The following is a 2810-nucleotide window of genomic DNA, read 5'->3' as shown; positions in this document are numbered from 1 at the left end:
CATTGACATACGCCACGTAGGTTACGTTAATTGACATACATGGCGTATGTCAATTATAACGTCATCAATAACGAGGCGGAGTGGAACCATGGCACGTAAAGCGCGCACCGAAATGATTGAAGAAACCCGACAAAAGCTGGTGGCGGCGGCCCGCCGACAGTTTGGCAGCGTGGGGTATGCCGAGACGGTGATGGATGAACTTACCGCGCAAGTCGGCATGACGCGCGGCGCGCTCTATCACCATTTTGGCGATAAAAAGGGGTTGTTCCTGGCGGTGGTGAAGGCGATTGACGCTGAAATGGATGCGCGTCTGGCCGACATTACCGCGAGTGCGGCGGGTGACTGGGAGGCTTTTGCGGCGCGTTGTCGCGGGTATTTGATCATGATGACGGAGCCGCAAGCGCAGCGCATTCTGTTGCGCGATTCACCTTCGGTGCTGGGGGCCGAATATCTGCAGGCCAGCAAGCTGGCGTGCATTGTCTGGATGACGGGCGCATTGCAGGCGTTGATGGCACAGCGGCACATCCCCGTCGCCGAGCCGGAATCGCTGGCGCATTTGATCAATGGCGGCCTGATGGATGCCGCGCTGTGGGTCGCCCATCACCCGGAAAAAGACGCTGCGCTGGAGCAGGCCTTGGCCAGTTTGAACCTGTTGCTGAACGGGCTGCGTTTCACCGCCGCATAAGCTTCAATGCCGGCCGCCGGCTTAAGGGTGAATGGCCGCAGGTTGAACATTTTGCGCCAGCTGGATATTGTTGCGGCCGTTGTTTTTTGCATGATAGAGCGCGGCGTCGGCCGCGCCGATCGCCGATTCGACGTCCAGTTTTTCCAATGCCGAGATGCCGGCGCTGAGCGTCAGCGTGCCGCTGTGCTGCGGGCTGGCGCCGTGTGGGATGTTCAGTTCCGCCACTCGTTGGCGCACCCGCTCGGCCAGCTGCGCCGCGTAGCCTTCGTGCACGTTGGTTAGCAGCACCAAAAACTCTTCCCCGCCGTAGCGCACCACGATGTCGCGCGAACGCACCGCATCGCGGATGGCGATCGCCACCTGCACCAGCGCCCGGTCGCCCATCGCGTGGCCGTAACTGTCGTTGTAGACCTTGAAGTGGTCGATATCCAGCAGCAGCACGTAGTGGCGGCCGGTTTGCGGTTCCAGCAGCATGTTGATCTTATTCTCCAGCCCGCGGCGGTTATAAAGACCGGTCAGGGGATCGAGCATGCTTAAATTATTGAATTTGTCCCGTTCGTTATACAGGTTGGCCACCAGCGCGTGAGTAAAGATTTCACTGCGTTTCAACATCAGGTGGTGGATGGAGAAAGCGATAATAGGTAATAGCGTGGTGAATAATATCCGCAGGGTATTATGCATACCGTCTAAAGCCAGGATCACCATTGCGGAAGGCACGGCGTGTAAACAAAAGGCGGTAAAGTTATCCGTCAGGGAAATAGCGCTGATAAAAAAGATGCTAAACAAACTAATTAATAAAAAATCTTGGTTATTCGGTAGGCAATATTGACTTTTAACGTAAATATGGGCGGCCCACAGCAGGCCGAGCACGCTGGCGAACAGGTTGAGTTTGCACAGGTATTGCCGCGGCGTTTGCAGGGAGAATAGCGCCGCCGCCAGACAAAATAACGGTATGCATAATAAAGGCAGAGTAAAAGAAGGGACATCCCTAAAAGGGAACAATAACGTAAATATGGAAGAGGCGGCATTCATCATTAGAAAAAGAAATAATGCCAGGCGCTGCTTGCTGTTCAGTAATTCCTGATAAGAACGGGCGTTCATACGGAGGTCACTCTTTGCAAAGTCGTACTGTCGAATAATTAAGGTTGAGAAGCATTCCCTCGGCGCGAAATATCCACGGAATTTGCATGGTTGAGGATTGTGATTATTATCATGCAAACAGGACTAGGAATTTTCTTATGTCAAATTATCATTTTTTCATGCTGGTGTCATCTGGGTTTGGTCACCGCAGTGAAAATGATGCGGCGGCCAAAAAAGTGTTATATGATATTGGTTATCATTATCACTTGAAGGGGGTTATCATGCTTACCGCCATGATTGCCGCGTGTGGACTGTGGGGCGTCAGCTGGTGCCTCGGGGATCGCCTGGCCAGCGCCTGGGGCGTTTTGCTGCCGTGCGCGCTGATGCCGCTGCTGGCCTTGATCGATCTGAATATGATGCAGCTGCGCACCCTGATTGTGATAGCGATGCTGGCGACGCTGGTCATGTTGTTCAACAGCCGGCTGCGCCACTATCTGCTGCTGCCTTCCTGCATGGCGCTGGCGGGCGGCCTGGCGGCAATCAGCCTCAACTTCAGCTTCGCGTAAACGCCGGAAACGGCAAAACCACGCTAGGCGTGTTTATCATCAATGCGTTGGGATTTTTTCGAAGGAACTACCGGAGAGATCATCAATTGGTGCGAAGAGAGGGACTTGAACCCTCACGTCCGTAAGGACACTAACACCTGAAGCTAGCGCGTCTACCAATTCCGCCACCTTCGCACAGTCGATGTTGTTGCTTTGATTTATATTACGTCGCCAGCTTGGTGCGAAGAGAGGGACTTGAACCCTCACGTCCGTAAGAACACTAACACCTGAAGCTAGCGCGTCTACCAATTCCGCCACCTTCGCATCGATGCTGAGTGCAATATAAATCATGTGGTTATTTGGTGCGAAGAGAGGGACTTGAACCCTCACGTCCGTAAGGACACTAACACCTGAAGCTAGCGCGTCTACCAATTCCGCCACCTTCGCATACCAGAAACATTACCGGAGTAACGCTACCACGGAGGCGAATTCTAGAGATT

The 2810-nt window shown here is 53.7% G+C and carries 3 protein-coding genes and 3 tRNA genes; 2 read left to right on the top strand and 4 right to left on the bottom strand.

Annotated elements, in window-relative coordinates; translation table 11 throughout:
• Nucleotides 1-88: 88 nt before the first annotated feature.
• Nucleotides 89-685, top strand: coding sequence for a TetR/AcrR family transcriptional regulator (locus tag VGM55_RS27140; RefSeq protein WP_331637310.1), 597 nt, complete (start codon nucleotides 89-91; stop codon nucleotides 683-685).
• 21 nt (nucleotides 686-706) lie between these two features.
• On the opposite strand, the gene VGM55_RS27135 is transcribed toward VGM55_RS27140, so the two are convergent.
• Nucleotides 707-1786: a GGDEF domain-containing protein gene (locus tag VGM55_RS27135; RefSeq protein WP_331637309.1), complete on the bottom strand. Its 1080-nt coding sequence runs from the start codon at nucleotides 1784-1786 to the stop codon at nucleotides 707-709.
• Between the two features lie 260 nt (nucleotides 1787-2046).
• On the opposite strand from VGM55_RS27135, the gene VGM55_RS27130 reads away from it, so the two are divergent.
• The gene (locus VGM55_RS27130) at nucleotides 2047-2331 is read left to right on the top strand and encodes a DUF1435 domain-containing protein (RefSeq protein WP_048233751.1); all 285 of its coding nucleotides are present in this window, start codon (nucleotides 2047-2049) and stop codon (nucleotides 2329-2331) included.
• Nucleotides 2332-2418: 87 nt separating this feature from the next.
• Here VGM55_RS27130 and VGM55_RS27125 read toward each other — a convergent pair.
• The 3 genes from VGM55_RS27125 to VGM55_RS27115 all read right to left on the bottom strand — a co-directional run bounded on the left by VGM55_RS27125 (nucleotide 2419) and on the right by VGM55_RS27115 (nucleotide 2757).
• A tRNA-Leu gene (locus tag VGM55_RS27125) sits at nucleotides 2419-2505 on the bottom strand.
• A 42-nt stretch (nucleotides 2506-2547) separates the two neighbouring features.
• A tRNA-Leu gene (locus VGM55_RS27120) sits at nucleotides 2548-2634 on the bottom strand.
• Between the two features lie 36 nt (nucleotides 2635-2670).
• Nucleotides 2671-2757 (bottom strand) — tRNA-Leu (locus VGM55_RS27115).
• Nucleotides 2758-2810: the final 53 nt, after the last annotated feature.

Origin of the sequence: Cedecea sp. (genome assembly GCF_036500665.1) — a bacterium.
GTDB lineage: Bacteria > Pseudomonadota > Gammaproteobacteria > Enterobacterales > Enterobacteriaceae > Cedecea.
This window is presented reverse-complemented; position numbering and strand designations above follow the sequence as displayed.